We start from the raw sequence: 14,223 nt of genomic DNA, 5'->3' as shown, positions 1-14,223 counted from the left end.
ATGGCAGCAGGCAAGGAAATACGCGGCAAGATCAAATCGGTGGAAAACACCAAGAAGATCACCAAAGCCATGGAAATGGTGGCTGCATCCAAAATGCGCAAGGCGCAAGAGCGGATGCTGGCTGCCCGTCCATACAGCGAAAAAGTCCGCAACATTGCAGCCCATCTTGGCCAAGCCAACCCTGAATATGTGCATCCGTTCATGCAAAAGCATACGGATGCCCAGAAGGCCGGCGTCATCGTGGTGACGACCGACAAGGGGTTGTGCGGCGGCATGAACACCAACGTGTTGCGTGTAGTAACCAACAAGTTGCGTGAACTGCAAGATGCAGGCATTTCTGCAGAGACAGTAGCCGTTGGCAGCAAGGGACTGAGCTTCCTGAACCGTATTGGTGCCAAGGTGGTCTCTCAAGCCACAGCACTGGGCGATAAGCCCCACCTGGACAAGCTCATTGGGCCTGTCAAGGTGCTGTTGGACCAATACGCTGAAGGTAAGTTGAGCGCGGTGTACCTGTGCTACACCAAGTTCATCAACACCATGAAGCAAGAGTCGGTGGTGGAGCAGTTGCTGCCACTGTCGAACGAGCAAATGCAAGCCGAGAAGACGGGTGCATCGTGGGAATACATCTACGAACCTGACGCACAGAGCGTGATCGATGATCTGCTGGTGCGCTACGTAGAGTCCCTCGTTTACCAGGCAGTTGCGGAAAACATGGCGTCCGAGCAATCGGCGCGCATGGTGGCCATGAAGGCCGCGACCGACAACGCGGGCAACGTCATCAGCGAGTTGAAGCTGGTCTACAACAAGACGCGTCAGGCAGCCATTACGACCGAGTTGTCGGAAATCGTGGCCGGCGCTGCCGCTGTGTAAACGGCTTTAACAGACAAACAGATTGGAGCAAAGAATGGCTCAAGTACAAGGCAAGATTGTTCAATGTATCGGCGCCGTGGTTGACGTGGAATTTCCACGTGACCAGATGCCCAAGGTGTACGACGCCCTGAAGCTGGAAGGCACAGCCCTGACTCTGGAAGTTCAGCAGCAGCTGGGCGACGGCATCGTCCGTACCATTGCGCTGGGTTCTTCGGACGGCTTGAAGCGCGGTCTGATGGTGACCAACACTGGTTCCGCCATCACCGTGCCTGTGGGCAAGGCGACCCTGGGTCGTATCATGGACGTGCTGGGTAACCCCATCGACGAACGTGGTCCTGTCGACCAGACACAAACCGCTCAAATTCACCGTAAGGCTCCTGCCTACGACGAACTGGCACCTTCGCAAGAACTGCTGGAAACCGGTATCAAGGTGATCGACTTGATCTCTCCTTTCGCTAAGGGCGGTAAGGTGGGTCTGTTCGGTGGCGCCGGTGTGGGCAAGACCGTGAACATGATGGAACTCATCAACAACATCGCGAAGGGCCACGGCGGTCTGTCGGTGTTTGCTGGTGTGGGTGAGCGTACCCGTGAAGGTAACGACTTCTATCACGAAATGTCGGACGCCGGCGTGGTGAACCAAGAGTCGCTGGGCGACTCCAAGGTGGCCATGGTTTACGGTCAGATGAATGAGCCCCCAGGAAACCGTCTGCGCGTTGCGTTGACTGGCCTGACCATGGCTGAGTCTTTCCGTGACGAAGGCAAGGACGTGCTGTTCTTCGTGGACAACATCTACCGCTACACATTGGCCGGTACCGAAGTGTCCGCGCTGCTGGGCCGTATGCCTTCCGCCGTGGGCTACCAGCCTACACTGGCTGAAGAAATGGGTCGCCTGCAAGAGCGTATTACTTCGACCAAGGTGGGTTCGATCACATCGATTCAGGCCGTTTACGTGCCAGCCGATGACTTGACCGATCCTTCGCCTGCTACAACGTTCGCCCACTTGGATTCGACCGTTGTGTTGTCGCGTGACATCGCTGCGCTGGGTATCTACCCTGCGGTGGATCCTCTGGACTCCACCAGCCGTCAGCTGGACCCTCAAGTGGTTGGCGAAGAGCACTACAAGGTGGCTCGCCAAGTGCAAGGTACGCTTCAGCGCTACAAGGAATTGCGTGACATCATCGCAATTTTGGGTATGGACGAACTGGCTCCCGAAGACAAGCTGACCGTGGCTCGTGCTCGTAAGATCCAGCGTTTCCTGTCGCAGCCTTTCCACGTTGCTGAAGTGTTTACCGGCGCGCCTGGTAAGTACGTGGCTCTGGCCGAAACCATCCGCGGTTTCAAGATGATCGTTGCCGGTGAGTGCGACCATCTGCCCGAGCAGGCTTTCTACATGGTTGGTACCATCGACGAAGCCTTCGAAAAGGCCAAGAAGCTGGCTGCTTAATTGCCGTGAAAACCGAGGTGCAAGCCTCGGTTTTTGAAGCAAACAAGCCCAGTCCCACCTTTTCTAGGAGCAAAGATGAACACCATCCACGTTGATGTGGTCAGCGCCGAAGAATCCCTGTTTTCGGGTGCAGCACGCTTTGTTGCGCTGCCCGGTGAAGCAGGAGAGCTGGGTATTTTGCCCAAGCACACTCCGCTGATCTCTCGCATCAAGCCCGGTTCCGTGCGCATCGAATTGCCCGATGGCAGCGAAGAGTTCATCTTCGTGGCCGGTGGCATTTTGGAAGTGCAACCCAACTGCGTGACCGTGTTGTCCGATACCGCCATCCGTGGCAAGGATTTGGACGAGCAAAAAGCGCAAGTCGCCAAGGCTGCAGCCGAAGAAGCCATGAAAAACGCCAGCAATGACGTTGATCTGGCCAAGGCCCAGTCTGAGCTGGCTGTGCTGGCTGCCCAAATGGCAGCCCTGCGCAAGTACACCGGCAAGCGCTGATCGGTTACCGATAAAAGAAGCCACCTTCGGGTGGCTTTTTTTATGCCTGTTATCAAAACAGAAGCGCATAGCGCCTGCATTGACTGGTTTTTAGATTGTTTAAGAGCTGAAAACCTTGTTTCACCAGCGTAAGCTGCTCATGTTTTTTGGGGCTTTCATGGCATATCTGGGTACTTTGGTGGAATGGAACGATCAGCGGGGCTTTGGTTTCGTTCAGGCGGACGAAGGTGGTGACCGCGTGTTTGTTCACATCAGTGCGTTTCAGCCCAAGCCGTCGCTGCAGTCCCGCCCCCGTGTGGGGCAGCGTTTGCAGTTCACCATCGGGGTGGCGGGTGGCAAAAAACGTGCATAGCAGGTGCTGTGGCGCAATGTAGAGCGCACGGTTGTTTCCAAAACTACGCGAGCGCCCACTCAGTCGCAAAGCGCGAATGCTGGACGCCGCAGTCGCACGCCTTATATGGTGCTGGGCGGTTTTGCATTGCTTTGGCTGCTGTTGGCTGCGCTCTGGGGCACGCAGTCTTGGGTGCTGTCACTGTATGCCGTGCTCAGCCTGCTGACTTTTTTTGCTTATTGGAAAGACAAAGCGGCGGCGCAGGCGGGTCACTGGCGCACTCCGGAATCCACACTGCACGCTTTGGCGCTGTTGGGTGGGTGGCCCGGCGCTTTGATGGCGCAGCAGTGGCTGCGGCATAAAAGCAGCAAAGCGGAATTTCAAGCGGTGTTCTGGCTGACGGTGCTGCTCAATGGTGCAGCATTGGTGTGGCTGCATTCGCCTTGGGGGGTGAATGTGCTGCCACTGCTGCAGCGCTGATGGATGGTGTTGAAAAGACTTTTTCAACAAAATGGCTTGGGCGTGTCCGTTTTTGTTCGGCAACCGCTCGCCACACCGCAGGCGTGAAAAGAACTTAGCGGTCTTTCAGAAAGCGACCTTGCACCACCGGTGCGTCGGGCAACCCGTCGCTTTGTGTGGATGGGTGACCGGTAGTCTGCGGGAAATGTGCCGCCAGCAGCGCTGAAACACCTTGCAGCGCTTGCTCCATGCCTTCGGCGTAGGCGCCGTGCTGAAAAGACTTTTGCATGTCTTGCACCAGCGCATCCCAGTTGGGCTGTGCAATGGCGCGGGCCGCTGCACGGTCGGCAATGATTTCAATGGACTGCTCGGCCAGCAGCAGGTAAATCAGCACGCCATTGTTGTGCTCGGTGTCCCAGGTGCGCAACTTGCCAAACAGGCCCACGGCGCGCTCACGGGCGGTGGCACCGCGCCAGATATAGCTGTAGGGCAGGCCACCTTCCACGCACAGACGAATTTGCCCGGTATGCAGCGCTTCACTGGCGGTGACAGCGCGCTCCAAGCGCAGCAAGACGTCGGCAGGAAAGGCGCTGTGCACACGGCCTTCCGTCCAGCGGTGACGCCACAGGCGCAGCAGTTTTTGCATCAATGTGGCCATGGTCTACCAGCTCCCTGAGGCACCACCGCCCCCAAAACTGCCGCCACCGCCTGAACTAAATCCGCCACCGCCAAATCCTCCGCCACTGCTGCGTCCTCCACCAAATCCGCCCCCCCCAATGGAGGGGCCGCCACCCCCGCCGCCGCCCGCACTATTGGCAAACAGGGTGATCAGCAAGGCGATCACGGCTGCAGCCAAGGCCAGCAACACGCTGGCGGTGAGGATAAAGGCCAAAAAGCCAGCACCGCCGCCGACGATCACAGAGCCCCATTTGCTGCCAAAGATGCGGCGGATGATGGGGCCCACCACCATCACGCCAAAGAACAAAAAGATGGCCAGACCTTCGAAGTCGGTATCGGCAGCTGCAGGGTTGGTGCGGGGTGCAGGTTCTGGCAAATGCTCTCCTGCGATACGTGCCGCCACTTGGTCTAGCGCGGCGAGAATGCCCCCCGCGTAGTCGTTCTGGCGAAAGTGAGGCACCATTTGCTGCTCAATGATGCGAGAAGCAGCCAGATCGGGGATAGCGCCTTCCAGCGCGCGCGCAACTTCCAGCCGCATGCGCCGGTCTTCTTTGGCAATGACGATGAGCAGGCCATCACCCACGTCTTTGCGCCCAATCTTCCAGGTGCTGGCGACGCGGTGGGCAAAGGGCGCGATGTCTTCCGGCGCTGTGCTGGGCACCATCAGTACGACGACCTGAGAGCCTGACTTTTCTTCAATACCGCGCAGCCGTGACTCGATGGCCGTAGCTTGATCGCCCCGCAGCGTGCCCGTCTGGTCCATCAAGCGTGCACTGAGTGCTGGCACCGGCTGCAGCGGCTGCGCAGTGGCACTCATCCACGGCAAAATTGCTGCAACAACCAGAGCTGTTAACGCTCGCCAGATATAGGCAAAAGCCATATTTCTTTCCAAACTAGGAAGGCGCCAGAGAATGGGCGCGTGCTTTATTTACTACCGAAGTCCACGGTGGGTGGGCGTGCAATTTCTGCCTCGTTTTGCACCGTGAAGTTGGGCTTGGCCTTGTAGCCAAACACCATACCCGTCAGGTTGCTGGGAAAGCTGCGTGCCAGCACGTTGTACGCTTGCACCGACTGGATATAGGCATTGCGCGCGACGGTGATGCGGTTTTCCGTGCCTTCTAATGTCACGCGCAAATCGCGGAAGGCCTGGTTGGCTTGCAATTGGGGATACTGTTCGGCCACGACCATCAGGCGCGAGAGCGCACCACCAAGTTCGCCCTGGGCTTGCTGAAACTTTTCAAAAGCGGCGGGGTCGTTGATCAACTCGGGTGTGGCCTGAATGGATGTGGCTTTGGCACGCGCTTCAATCACTTTGGTGAGGGTGTCTTGCTCAAAGTTGGCTTCACCTTTGACGGAGGCAACGATGTTGGGCACCAGATCGGCACGGCGCTGGTATTGGTTGAGCACCTCGCTCCATTTGGACTTGGTGTCTTCATCCAAACGCTGGAAATCGTTGTAGCCGCAGCCAGTCAGTGCAGCAGCCATCAGGACAATGGCAAGCAGACGTTTCATAGCAAGTCCCTTGGTGTGTTGGTATAGCAGTGGGGCATATTCTGAACGCCCCATGCAGCGGTGAGTTGTAGGGCAACTGCGTGCCAAGCATGGCACGTTGCGGTTATCTTTGACAACTGCTTTATGGCAAAGATGGAGGGTGGGCAGGTATGGATGACATCGTGAAACAGGCGTTGGCCAAATGGCCCAATGTGCCGGACTGCTGGGGCTGGCTGGGGCTGGACATGCGCGGCAACTGGTGGTTGCGTGATCCACAGGCACAGGCGCTGGGACCATTTCCAGATAGCAAAGGCTCGCTGCTGGAGCACGAGAAACTATTGGCTTTTATTGGACGCAATTACGAAGCGGATGCGCAAGGGTGCTGGTTTTTTCAAAATGGGCCGCAGCGTGTGTATGTTGAGCTGGAGAGCACACCCATGGTGTGGCGTGTGCACCCTGATGCACGGGTGCTGGCGCATACAGGTGTGCAGGTGCAGCATGTGCAAGCCTGTTTGATGGATGAGGGCGGGCACGTTTACCTGCAGTGCGATGGTGTGCTCGGTGTGGTGCATACGCAGGATGTGCTGGCTGCAGCAGACGCTATTGAGGCCGGGCATTGGCAGGTGGAGGAGGTCTTGCAGCAGGACCTGCCCATACGGTTTGGTTTTGTGCGCAGCCCCGAGCAGGCACAGACAGCGAAGTAAGACCAAGGTGCGCCTCCGCAGGTGCTTGGGTTGAGAGTTGGGGCGTAAAAAAAGGATCCGATCGGATCCTTTTTGGATGGAGCGCAAGTGCTTTACTTGGCCGCTTCGCCTTCTTTGGCTTCTGGCTGAGGTTCTGGGAAGTTGGCGCCACCAGCGTTGGCCATATAGGCAACACCGCGGGCAATTTCTAGGTCGTTGAAGTCGCCGCCACCTTGGGGGGCCATGGCGCCCTTACCCGTCAGGGCCGAGTGCACCAAGGCTTCAAAGCCTTGACCCAGGCGAGGAGCCCAGTCTGCAGCTTCGCCAAACTTGGGCGCGCCAGAAACACCGGTCGCGTGGCAGGCCGCACATTGGCCTTTGAAGACTTCCTCACCGCCGCGCAGTGGGCGGTCGGCATCGCGAATTTCAATGGAGCCCACTTTTTGGAGCCGCTGTGCCTGCGCCAGCTCTTGCATGCCCACGCCAGTACCGGTCTTGGGGGCAGAGCCCACAAAGTTCACCAGACCGATGATCAAGATCACGGGCAGAATGAAAGCAAGTACAACGGTAATCAGCAGTTGCTTGGAGTTCTTGATGGGGCCGGTGTGGCCTTCTTCGTGGTGCTTGTCGCTCATGGCGTCCTCTGGCAATCGTGGGGGCGGGAAAAACCAACAAAAAATTATATAGAGCGGTCTTTTTTTTACCCCCGCCACAGTGGCCGTTTAGCGGTCACTGTGGCGCAGAGTTGACGCACCTCAACGATTGGTAACTTCCTGCTTGCCAAGACTGGCTTCAGACCAGCCACCGCCTAGGGCTTTATACAGATTGATCTGATTGATCAACTGTGCAAGGCGCACTTGGACATCAGCTTGCTCCAGTGCAAACAGTGAGCGCTGTGCATCCAGCAGATCCAGGTAGCTGGCTACACCGTTGCGATAGCGCAGATCGGAGAGCTGAAAGCGTTTGCGTTCCGCCTCGGCCTGTGCCGACTGGGCACGGGCTTGTTCTGCCAAGGTGGTGCGCCCTGCCAGCGCATCCGAGACTTCCTTGAAGCCGGTCTGGATGGACTTTTCGTACTGTGCCACTGCGATTTCACGGCCTGCCTTGGCAGAGGCCAGGTTGGCACTCAAACGACCCGCTGTGAAGATGGGAAGGTTGAGAGTGGGTCCGACATTAAAGCCCCAGGTGCCGGACTTGAACAGGTTGGACAGTTCATTGCTGACGCTGCCGTACTGTGCCGTCAGCGAAATGCTGGGGAAGAACGCAGCGCGCGCCGCACCAATATTGGCATTCGCCGCAATCAGCTGCTGCTCGGCGGCGCGGATGTCAGGGCGACGCACCAGTAGATCGGAGGGAAGGCCTGCAGGGATGTCTGCCATGGGCGCAGCATTGGCCAGTTTGCTGCCGGTGAGGCTGCTCAGAAGCTCTGCCGGAATTTGCTGGCCGACCAGCAAGGCCAAGGCGTTTTCATCCAAGGCGCGCTGGCGCTGTTGCTGTGCAAACGTGGCCAATGCGGCTTCGGTCAGCGACTCTGCTTGGCGGTAGTCCAACTCAGAGGCAAAGCCCGCATCAAAGCGCAGTTTGGCCAGCTTGATGGATTCATTGCGTGTCTCCACGGTACGGCGCGAAATGTCCAGCAGCTCTTCATCGGCCATGAGCGCCAGCCAGCTTTGGGCAACGCTGGTCACCAGCGTGAGTTCATAGGCCTTGCGGCCTTCGTCACTTGCCAGATATTGCGCCAGCGCAGCTTCTTTCAGGCTGTTGATACGGCCGAAGAAATCGATTTCCCAGGCTGACACGGCCAGGCCGACGGTGAAGGTGTTACCCAATTCACCGGTGACCTGGCTGTTACCGCGATTGGCAGAAGCAACGCCACCGACACTGGGGAACAGTGCAGAGCGCTGGATCTGAAACTGGGCGCGTGACTGCTCCAGATTCAGCACCGCAATCCGCATGTCACGGTTGTTGGCCAGTGCCAGGTCAATCAGCTGTTGCAGGCGTGGATCGGTGAAGTAATCGCGCCACGCAATGGCCGTGTTTTCGCCCTGCGCTGCTGCTTGGGAATATGCCGCAGGAACAGGGGGGGCAGGGCGCTCGTAGTTGGGGATCAGCGAGCACCCAGACAGGGCCGCAGCAGCGGCCAGTGCAATCAAAGAAAAATGCTTAGGCATGGTGATCCGCTCCAGCTGTGCCAGCGGAGGCAGTTGTCGTAGTTGGGTTAGTGGGCTTGCCCTTGAACAGAGAGCGCACCACGACGAAGAAGATCGGCACAAAGAACACAGCCAGCATGGTGCCTGTGAACATGCCGCCCAGCACGCCAGTACCAATCGCGCGTTGGCTGGCGGAGCTGGCCCCAGTGGCGATCGCCAGTGGCACCACACCCAAACCGAAGGCCAGCGAGGTCATGATGATGGGGCGGAAGCGCAGATGGGCTGCTTCTAGTGCAGATTCGATGATGCCCTTGCCAGACGCTTGTAAGTCTTTGGCAAATTCGATGATCAAAATTGCATTCTTCGCAGACAAACCAATCACCGTAATCAGACCGACTTGGAAGTACACATCATTGGCGTAGCCGCGCAGCACAGTGGCCAGCAAGACACCAATCACGCCCAGAGGCACAACCAAAATCACGGCCAGCGGAATCGTCCAGCTCTCATACAAAGCAGCTAAGCACAAGAACACCGCCAAAATCGCAAAGCTGTACAAGATCAGGGATTGCGAACCTGCCATCTTTTCTTCATACGACTGCCCGGTCCATTCAAAGCCGAAGCCTTGTGGCAGTTGCGACATGATGCGCTCGACTTCGGCCATGGCATCACCCGTGCTGTAACCAGCAGCAGGTGCGCCAGAAATCTTCATGGCGGGATAGCCGTTGTAGCGGACCGTTTGCTGCGCGCCCTTGACCCAATTGACGGAGGCAAAAGCCGACAGTGGCACTGGCTCGCCGCGGGTATTGCTGGCGTTGATTTTCAGCAAGTCATCGGGTTGCATGCGCGATGGGGCATCAGCTTGAACGACGACACGTTGCAGACGACCTTGGTTGGGGAAGTCGTTGACATACGCAGAGCCCATGGCCGTGGACAGTGCGGAGTTGATGTTGTCAAAACCCACGCCCAAAGCATTGGCCTTGTCGCGATCGATGTCGATGCGCAACTGGGGGGCATCCTCCAAGCCGTCAGGGCGAACCTGCGTCAGGATGGGGCTTTGCATGGCCATCCCCAGGAACATGTTGCGTGCGTTGACCAAGGCATCGTGGCCTTGCCCCGCGCGGTCTTGCAAACGCATATTGAAGCCGGAGGACACGCCCAGCTCAGGGATGGGAGGAGGGCTCAGCGCAAAGATGAACGCATCGCGCACACCCATCATCGCGCCCATGATGCGGCCTGCTACGGCATCCGCATGCTGGCTGGCTGCCTTGCGCTCATCCCAGGGCTTGAGGGTGATAAAAGCAATACCCGCATTTTGGCCTTGGCCAGAGAAGCTAAAGCCGATCACGCCGACCATGCTGCTGACTTCGGGCTGTTTCAGAACAAAGCCCTCCAACTGCTTCATGACTTCAACCGTGCGCTCGGCCGTTGCACCTGCTGGCAGTTGCACGTTGGCGAGCACCGTACCCTGGTCTTCACCTGGGAGGAACGAGGTTGGCAGGCGCGTGTACATGACGGCAACGGCCGCAATGATGGCTGCATAAATGATGAGGTAGCGCGCAGACTTGTTCAGCATGCGTGCAACCAGGCTTTCGTAGCGCTTGGCGCCTTTGGAGAAGGTGCGGTTAAACCACGCAAAAAAGCCTTTGCCCTCCAGGTGGTGACCGGCTTCCACAGGCTTCAGCAGGGTGCCGCACAAAGCAGGGGTGAGCGACAGTGCCATGAAGGCAGAGAAACCGATGGAGGCGACCATCACAGTCGCGAATTGGCGATAGATGTTGCCGGTCGAGCCCGAGAAGAAGGCCAGGGGCACAAACACCGAGATCAGCACCACAGTCACACCAATAATGGCGCCGGAAATCTGACCCATCGCCTTGCGGGTCGCTTCCTTCGGCGGAAGACCTTCCTCGCTCATGATGCGTTCGACGTTTTCCACCACCACAATTGCATCGTCCACCACGATACCAATCACGAGCACCATGCCAAACATGGTTAGCACGTTGATCGAGAAGCCGAGTGCCAGCAAGGTGGCGAAAGTACCCAGTAGAGCCACGGGAACCACGATGGTAGGGATGATGGTGTAGCGCCAGTTTTGCAGGAACAAGAACATCACCAAGAACACCAAGGCCACAGCTTCCAGCAAGGTGTAGGCCACTTTGGTGATAGAGATGCTCACGAAGTTCGAGCTGTCGTAAGGGATGGAATAGCTCATCCCTTCGGGGAAGTATTGGGACAACTCATCCATCTTGGCGCGCACAGCTTGGGCTGCGGCCAAAGCATTGCCAGATGGAGAGAGCTGGACACCAATACCTGCAGCAGGCTGCCCATTCAAACGGGCGGTCGTGGAGTAATTCTGACCACCGATTTCGATACGCGCGACATCTTTCAAACGAACCGCGGCACCCGTGGTGTTGGCTCGCAAAATGATGTTGCCAAACTCTTCCACCGTAGACAGTTGACCACGCACGGTGACAGTCGCGGTAATGCCTTGGCCAGCTACGCCGGGTAAGTCGCCAATAGCGCCTGACGCCACCTGTGCGTTTTGGGCGCGAATGGCGGCAATGACTTCCGCGCTGGACAGCTTGAAACCTTCCAGCTTGGCGGGATCAATCCAAACACGCATGGCTTGTTCAGATCCGAAAAGCTGGACCTGGCCAATGCCTTCAAGACGCTGAATTTCAGGCACCACGTTGCGCGAGGCATAGTCACCGATGCGCACCACGTCCCACTCTGGATTGGAGGAGGACAGCATGGAGAACAGCAGAAAGTTGGATGCCGACTTATCCACTTTGACGCCTTGCTGCGTCACGGCTGCGGGCAAGCGAGGTGTGGCTCGTGACAGACGGTTTTGTACGTCAACTTGTGCCAGCTCAGGGTCGGTACCTTGTTCAAAGCTGATCGTGACAGAGCCTGTACCGTTGGACTGGGCTACCGACTCCATATAGAGCAAGCCCGTGGCGCCGTTCATCTCGCGCTCGATAACGGACAGCACACTGTCTTCCAGTGTTTGTGCGGAAGCGCCCGGATACACCGTGCTGACCACAATAGCGGGTGGTGCAACCGGCGGGTATTGCGCGATAGGGAGTTGGGTGATGCCAACGGCACCGACCACCATGATGAAAAGCGCCAGCACCCACGCGAAGATAGGGCGCTCAATAAAGAATTTAGCCATGTGACAAGGTCCTTAGTTACTTGGCTTCGGAGCCTTGCGCAGCAGCAGGTGTGGCCGCGGCAGTGGCTGGTTTGTCGGTTGCCGTGCCTGCAGGAGACCAAGGGACAGCTTTGACGGGAGTGCCAGGTGGAAGCATCTGTAACTTCTGGAAGCCATCAACCATGACTTGCTCGCCAGCTTCCAGCCCTTCTTGAATGACCCAACGATTGCCGCTGGCCATGCTGACCTTGACTGGGCGCACGCTGACCTTGCCGTCTGCCGAAACAACGCTGACCGTGTCACCTTGTTCAGTCCGAGTCACGGCCTGCTGAGGGACGGTGATGGCATTCGTGGCTTGTGCTTGTTCCATGCGGATGCGCACATACAGGCCTGGCAGCAGCAACCCTTTGGGGTTAGGAATTTCTGCGCGCAGAGTCACTTGGCCTGTATTGGCGTCAACGGCCAAGTCGCTGAACAACAATTTACCTGCGGTGTCGTACACCGAGCCATCGTCGAGAACTACCCGAACTTCTGCGGCTTGCTTGCCGGCAGCTTTGAGCTTGCCTTCATCCATGGCTTTGCGCAGTTTGAAGGCTTCGGTGGCAGATTGTGTGAAGTTGACGTAGACGGGGTTGATCTGCTGGATGACAGCCAGTGGGGTTGCTTCGCCTTGACCCACGAGTGCGCCTTCGGTCACCAAGGCTTGTCCAATCCGCCCAGAAATAGGCGCAGTCACGCTGGCGTATCCCAGATTGATGTCGGCAGTGCGTACGGCTGCTTTGGCTGCCGCGACTTCCGCCTGTGCTTGCTTTTGTGCAGATTCCGCATTGACAAAGTCTTGCTTGCTAATGGCGTTGGCCGCTACCAAAGGACGGAAGCGCTCTAACTGTGTCGTGGTTTGTACCAGCGTGGCTTCAGCACGCGCCAATGTGGCCCTGGCACTTTGGGCGGATGCTTCGTACGGTGCGGCATCGATGCGGAACAAGGCTTGGCCTGCTTTGACGTCAGAGCCTTCTGTAAATAGTCGCTTCTGCAAAATGCCAGCGCTACGAGCACGCACTTGTGCGACGCGAGAAGCCTCAATGCGTCCGGGCAATTCTGTGATGACTCCCACTTCGCCTGGCGTGGCCGTCACAACGCCGACAGGAACCTGAGGCGCGCCACCAGCGGCAGCGCCTTGTGCAGGTGCCGCTTTGTCTTTGCCGCATGCCGTCAGGGCAAGCGCACATGCCAGCGCAATAGGCGCGGGGCTTAAAAGTTGGGCCCATGCATGGGTATGAGCGGAGCGAAAGAGGTTCATGGTTGTCCCTTAAAGGCTTGGTCCTAAAGCTACACGCGCAGCAAGAACGCGGGAGTCAGTCAAAGTACCAGCGTTCATTCAGAAAATGGATATACATACAATGATGAATGTATATGTGGATTTTGATTGTAGTCGCCCTTGCACTCTGGGTGTGCTGGTGCTGGGCGAATGCTGAGGAGGATTTGGGCCATGGTGCGAAGAACAAAGGAAGATGCTGAGGCCACGCGCAATAGGCTGCTGGATGCTGCAGAAGCAGTTTTCCATGCCAAAGGCGTTAATGGTGCTTCGCTGGCAGAGGTGGCACAGGCCGCATCGCTAACCCGTGGTGCGATCTACTGGCACTTCAAAGATAAAGTGGACTTGTTTGACGCCATGATGAAGCGCGCCACATTGCCATTTGAGGCGGCGTGGGACCCTCGCTCGGGGTGCGGAGCCGAGGCATTGGCTTTGCAAAGAATTCTTCAGGTGTACCAGATGGTGTTGAATTCAGTCAGTGCAGATGCATCGACGCGCCGCGTGTTCGACATTGCGCTTTTCAAAGTGGAGTGTGTTGGGGACATGCTGGCAGTGCGTGAGCGGCGCTTGATTGGCATGAAGCGCTTTACTTTGCAAATAGAGGAAGCGCTGCAGGATGCGGCAGATGAAGCGGGTGTGGCGTTGCCTATGTCGGCGGCGAGTGCTGCCAGAGGCCTTCACGCCATCTTTGACGGTGTGCTGCAAGCGTGGCTGCTGGATGATGGCAAGTCGTTCGATCTGAAGGAAGAAGGGCGCGCTGCGGTTTGGGTGTATCTGCGCGGCTTAGGTCTTTGCGTTCCAAAAGAATTTGTTTAAATCTTCCTAAACTGCAGAAATGTGCGGGTTAGAATTGCGGCTGTAGATTTTTTGGTAGTTCGCGTGCAGCGGGCATCGTAGCGGCTGTAGCTCAGTGGATAGAGTATTGGCCTCCGAAGCCAAGGGTCGTGGGTTCGATCCCCGCCAGCCGCACCAGACGATTTGAAGAAATGTTGAAGAATATTTCTGAGAGGAAAAAAGTCTGCTACAATTGAAATCTCTTCGGAGGGGTGCCCGAGTGGCTAAAGGGGGCAGACTGTAAATCTGTTGGCTTACGCCTACACTGGTTCGAATCCAGTCCCCTCCACCACCTTTTAGGTGGGGGAAGAGTTGAGTACTGCACGGC

14 protein-coding genes and 2 tRNA genes are annotated in these 14,223 nt (G+C 57.4%); 9 read left to right on the top strand and 7 right to left on the bottom strand.

Translation table 11 applies throughout. The annotated features are described in order from the left end of the window. The 5 genes from atpG (at nucleotide 1) to AC27VO_RS05110 (ending at nucleotide 3,617) form a co-directional block, all read left to right on the top strand. A complete protein-coding gene (gene atpG / locus AC27VO_RS05130; protein ID WP_488665643.1) occupies nucleotides 1-870 on the top strand; it encodes a F0F1 ATP synthase subunit gamma in 870 nt (289 codons plus the stop codon). Nucleotides 871-904: 34 nt separating this feature from the next. Next, the gene (atpD, locus tag AC27VO_RS05125) at nucleotides 905-2,314 is read left to right on the top strand and encodes a F0F1 ATP synthase subunit beta (RefSeq protein WP_488665642.1); all 1,410 of its coding nucleotides are present in this window, start codon (nucleotides 905-907) and stop codon (nucleotides 2,312-2,314) included. 75 nt (nucleotides 2,315-2,389) lie between these two features. Continuing rightward, entirely contained in the window at nucleotides 2,390-2,806 is a 417-nt protein-coding gene (locus AC27VO_RS05120) for a F0F1 ATP synthase subunit epsilon (RefSeq protein ID WP_488665641.1), read from the top strand. 115 nt (nucleotides 2,807-2,921) lie between these two features. Continuing rightward, nucleotides 2,922-3,158: a cold shock domain-containing protein gene (locus AC27VO_RS05115; protein WP_488665640.1), complete on the top strand. Its 237-nt coding sequence runs from the start codon at nucleotides 2,922-2,924 to the stop codon at nucleotides 3,156-3,158. Nucleotides 3,159-3,329: 171 nt separating this feature from the next. Then, nucleotides 3,330-3,617, top strand: coding sequence for a DUF1294 domain-containing protein (locus AC27VO_RS05110; RefSeq protein WP_488665639.1), 288 nt, complete (start codon nucleotides 3,330-3,332; stop codon nucleotides 3,615-3,617). A gap of 94 nt (nucleotides 3,618-3,711) precedes the next feature. Here AC27VO_RS05110 and AC27VO_RS05105 read toward each other — a convergent pair whose 3' ends face one another. Genes AC27VO_RS05105 through AC27VO_RS05095 form a run of 3 tightly spaced genes read right to left on the bottom strand, consistent with a single transcriptional unit; the run spans nucleotide 3,712 to nucleotide 5,786 of the window. Beyond that, the gene (locus AC27VO_RS05105) at nucleotides 3,712-4,254 is read right to left on the bottom strand and encodes a TPM domain-containing protein (RefSeq protein ID WP_488665638.1); all 543 of its coding nucleotides are present in this window, start codon (nucleotides 4,252-4,254) and stop codon (nucleotides 3,712-3,714) included. 3 nt (nucleotides 4,255-4,257) lie between these two features. After that, nucleotides 4,258-5,154 carry a TPM domain-containing protein gene (locus tag AC27VO_RS05100; protein WP_488665637.1) on the bottom strand — a complete coding sequence of 299 codons (897 nt, stop codon included), beginning with the start codon at nucleotides 5,152-5,154 and terminating at the stop codon, nucleotides 4,258-4,260. Nucleotides 5,155-5,198: 44 nt separating this feature from the next. After that, entirely contained in the window at nucleotides 5,199-5,786 is a 588-nt protein-coding gene (locus AC27VO_RS05095; protein WP_488665636.1) for a LemA family protein, read from the bottom strand. A gap of 149 nt (nucleotides 5,787-5,935) precedes the next feature. Here AC27VO_RS05095 and AC27VO_RS05090 point away from each other — a divergent pair, with 149 nt between their 5' ends. After that, nucleotides 5,936-6,469, top strand: a complete 534-nt coding sequence (locus AC27VO_RS05090) for a DUF2946 family protein (protein ID WP_488665635.1) — start codon at nucleotides 5,936-5,938, stop codon at nucleotides 6,467-6,469. Nucleotides 6,470-6,561: 92 nt separating this feature from the next. On the opposite strand, the gene AC27VO_RS05085 is transcribed toward AC27VO_RS05090, so the two are convergent. The 4 genes from AC27VO_RS05085 to AC27VO_RS05070 all read right to left on the bottom strand — a co-directional run bounded on the left by AC27VO_RS05085 (nucleotide 6,562) and on the right by AC27VO_RS05070 (nucleotide 13,046). Continuing rightward, on the bottom strand, nucleotides 6,562-7,083 hold the full coding sequence (locus tag AC27VO_RS05085; protein WP_488665634.1) for a c-type cytochrome: 522 nt from the start codon (nucleotides 7,081-7,083) through the stop codon (nucleotides 6,562-6,564). Nucleotides 7,084-7,203: 120 nt separating this feature from the next. Further along, nucleotides 7,204-8,619, bottom strand: a complete 1,416-nt coding sequence (locus AC27VO_RS05080; protein WP_488665633.1) for an efflux transporter outer membrane subunit — start codon at nucleotides 8,617-8,619, stop codon at nucleotides 7,204-7,206. Beyond that, entirely contained in the window at nucleotides 8,612-11,767 is a 3,156-nt protein-coding gene (locus AC27VO_RS05075; RefSeq protein ID WP_488665632.1) for an efflux RND transporter permease subunit, read from the bottom strand. The genes AC27VO_RS05080 and AC27VO_RS05075 overlap by 8 nt, the downstream gene beginning before the upstream one ends. A gap of 16 nt (nucleotides 11,768-11,783) precedes the next feature. Further along, on the bottom strand, nucleotides 11,784-13,046 hold the full coding sequence (locus AC27VO_RS05070; protein ID WP_488665631.1) for an efflux RND transporter periplasmic adaptor subunit: 1,263 nt from the start codon (nucleotides 13,044-13,046) through the stop codon (nucleotides 11,784-11,786). A gap of 189 nt (nucleotides 13,047-13,235) precedes the next feature. Between AC27VO_RS05070 and AC27VO_RS05065 the strand changes: the two genes are divergently transcribed. The 3 genes from AC27VO_RS05065 (at nucleotide 13,236) to AC27VO_RS05055 (ending at nucleotide 14,187) form a co-directional block, all read left to right on the top strand. Next, nucleotides 13,236-13,877, top strand: coding sequence for a TetR family transcriptional regulator (locus AC27VO_RS05065; RefSeq protein WP_488665630.1), 642 nt, complete (start codon nucleotides 13,236-13,238; stop codon nucleotides 13,875-13,877). Nucleotides 13,878-13,957: 80 nt separating this feature from the next. Continuing rightward, nucleotides 13,958-14,033, top strand: a tRNA-Arg gene (locus tag AC27VO_RS05060). A gap of 68 nt (nucleotides 14,034-14,101) precedes the next feature. After that, nucleotides 14,102-14,187 (top strand) — tRNA-Tyr (locus AC27VO_RS05055). Nucleotides 14,188-14,223: the final 36 nt, after the last annotated feature.

The organism is Comamonas sp. 14P8.1.4 (assembly GCF_057799285.1).
This window is presented reverse-complemented; position numbering and strand designations above follow the sequence as displayed.

What these genes read in the sequence shown, in the direction of transcription:
- atpG (WP_488665643.1), top strand. Translation starts at nt 1, where the DNA reads ATGGCAGCAGGCAAGGAAATACGCGGCAAGATCAAATCGGTGGAAAAC.
- AC27VO_RS05120 (WP_488665641.1), top strand. Translation starts at nt 2,390, where the DNA reads ATGAACACCATCCACGTTGATGTGGTCAGCGCCGAAGAATCCCTGTTT.
- AC27VO_RS05085 (WP_488665634.1), bottom strand. Translation starts at nt 7,083, where the DNA reads ATGAGCGACAAGCACCACGAAGAAGGCCACACCGGCCCCATCAAGAAC.
- AC27VO_RS05080 (WP_488665633.1), bottom strand. Translation starts at nt 8,619, where the DNA reads ATGCCTAAGCATTTTTCTTTGATTGCACTGGCCGCTGCTGCGGCCCTG.
- AC27VO_RS05095 (WP_488665636.1), bottom strand. Translation starts at nt 5,786, where the DNA reads ATGAAACGTCTGCTTGCCATTGTCCTGATGGCTGCTGCACTGACTGGC.
- AC27VO_RS05105 (WP_488665638.1), bottom strand. Translation starts at nt 4,254, where the DNA reads ATGGCCACATTGATGCAAAAACTGCTGCGCCTGTGGCGTCACCGCTGG.
- AC27VO_RS05070 (WP_488665631.1), bottom strand. Translation starts at nt 13,046, where the DNA reads ATGAACCTCTTTCGCTCCGCTCATACCCATGCATGGGCCCAACTTTTA.
- atpD (WP_488665642.1), top strand. Translation starts at nt 905, where the DNA reads ATGGCTCAAGTACAAGGCAAGATTGTTCAATGTATCGGCGCCGTGGTT.
- AC27VO_RS05100 (WP_488665637.1), bottom strand. Translation starts at nt 5,154, where the DNA reads ATGGCTTTTGCCTATATCTGGCGAGCGTTAACAGCTCTGGTTGTTGCA.
- AC27VO_RS05065 (WP_488665630.1), top strand. Translation starts at nt 13,236, where the DNA reads ATGGTGCGAAGAACAAAGGAAGATGCTGAGGCCACGCGCAATAGGCTG.
- AC27VO_RS05090 (WP_488665635.1), top strand. Translation starts at nt 5,936, where the DNA reads ATGGATGACATCGTGAAACAGGCGTTGGCCAAATGGCCCAATGTGCCG.
- AC27VO_RS05075 (WP_488665632.1), bottom strand. Translation starts at nt 11,767, where the DNA reads ATGGCTAAATTCTTTATTGAGCGCCCTATCTTCGCGTGGGTGCTGGCG.